This is a genomic window from Sellimonas caecigallum (genome assembly GCF_019754295.1).
Classification (GTDB): domain Bacteria; phylum Bacillota; class Clostridia; order Lachnospirales; family Lachnospiraceae; genus Sellimonas; species Sellimonas caecigallum.
In genome coordinates this window covers 1-1,630 of record NZ_VIRV01000050.1, presented here as the reverse complement: position 1 = coordinate 1,630, position 1,630 = coordinate 1, and the positions used below count along the sequence as shown (strand labels likewise).

Annotated in this window: 1 protein-coding gene; it reads left to right on the top strand. The window is 46.7% G+C overall.

What is annotated here, in order from left to right; genetic code table 11:
- Window positions 1-275 precede the first annotated feature (275 nt).
- Entirely contained in the window at window positions 276-1,493 is a 1,218-nt protein-coding gene (locus tag FLB61_RS12925; protein ID WP_087203469.1) for an IS110 family RNA-guided transposase, read from the top strand.
- Window positions 1,494-1,630 lie beyond the last annotated feature (137 nt).

Below are 1,630 nucleotides of genomic sequence, written 5' to 3'. Positions count from 1 at the left end.
CTACTACAATATATTTATGGTTAATACCCCTTACAGCCAGTAAGGAATTACCCATCTTGTTGCTTAAGCTGTTAGAATGAGTATGGCAATAGGTCTGGCCACCTTCTACTAGGACTTAACGTCCGTAAAATAGTCAGCCAACCAGCCCTCATTCGCAGCATTCGTTTTACGCAGGTTGAACCCTCGTTCGTGTGAAATCCCCAGTAGATTGAATAGGCAATGAGTAAATCTGGTATTGACCATTGCTAATCATTTCAAAGAGAGGAGTTTTTATCATGAACGCTGTTGGTATCGATGTTTCCAAAGGAAAAAGTACTGTCACTATCCGCAGGCCCGGCGATGTGGTCCTTATGCCGCCCTGTGACATTCCCCACACCCAATCTGCTATCGACGCTCTTATTGAGCAGATCAAAAGCCTTGACGGCGAAACCAAAGTTTGTATGGAGCATACCGGCAGATACTATGAACCGGTTGCCAACTGGCTTTCTGACGCAGGCATCTTTGTCAGCGCTGTCAATCCCATCCTGATCCGGGATTTCGGGGATGACTCTCTGCGTACTCCAAAGACAGATAAAGCGGATTCGAAAAAAATCGCCCGTTATGCTCTTGACCGCTGGGCAAAACTAAAGCAATATGGAAGCATGGATAAAACGCGCAATCAACTCAAAACCATGAACCGGCAGTTCGGTTTTTATATGGACCAGAAAACTGCCATGAAAAACAACCTCATTTCCCTTCTGGATCAAACCTATCCCGGTGCCAATGACTTCTTTGACAGCCCTGCCCGCAGTGATGGCTCCCAAAAATGGGTGGACTTCGTCTACACCTACTGGCATGTGGACTGTGTACGCGGCAAGTCTCTGCAATCCTTTACAGAGCATTACCGGAAGTGGTGCAAACGCAACGGTTATAATTTCAGTGCCTCAAAGGCGGAAACGATCTATCAGAGCTCTTCTGACCTGATCGCCGTATTTCCGAAAGATGACAGCACAAAGGCGCTGATACGCCAGGCTGTCACGATGCTGAACACCGCTTCCCAGACAGTGGAGGCTCTCCGCCTTAAAATGGATCAGACCGCCGCCACGCTCCCGGAATATCCGGTCGTTATGGCAATGAACGGTGTCGGCACATCCCTTGGACCCCAGCTTATGGCTGAGATTGGAGACGTTACCCGTTTCACTCACAGAGAAGCGCTTACCGCTTTTGCCGGTGTCGATCCTGGTAAAAATGATTCAGGAAAACACAACCAGAAAAGCGTACGCACTTCAAAGAAAGGCTCTCCAAGCCTGCGCAAAACTCTGTTTCAGATCATGGACGGATTGATCAAACGTTCTCCGATAGATGATCCGGTCTATACCTTCATGGACAAAAAACGCTCAGAAGGCAAGCCGTATTATGTCTATATGACTGCCGGAGCCAATAAGTTCCTCCGCATTTATTACGGACGGGTAAGGGAATACCTTGCTTCTCTGGAAGAATCCAAAGAAAGCTGATTTCAATCCCATACTTTGCTTCAGACCAGCACACTGCGGTGGTCTTGTTATGATACCCTTTTTTCAACCTGTATAAAATTTTCAAAGTTCATTAATTTCTGCTTGTTTCTGCTTGACTTTTTATTTGCAGACTATTT

What these genes read in the sequence shown, in the direction of transcription:
- FLB61_RS12925 (WP_087203469.1), top strand. Translation starts at nt 276, where the DNA reads ATGAACGCTGTTGGTATCGATGTTTCCAAAGGAAAAAGTACTGTCACT.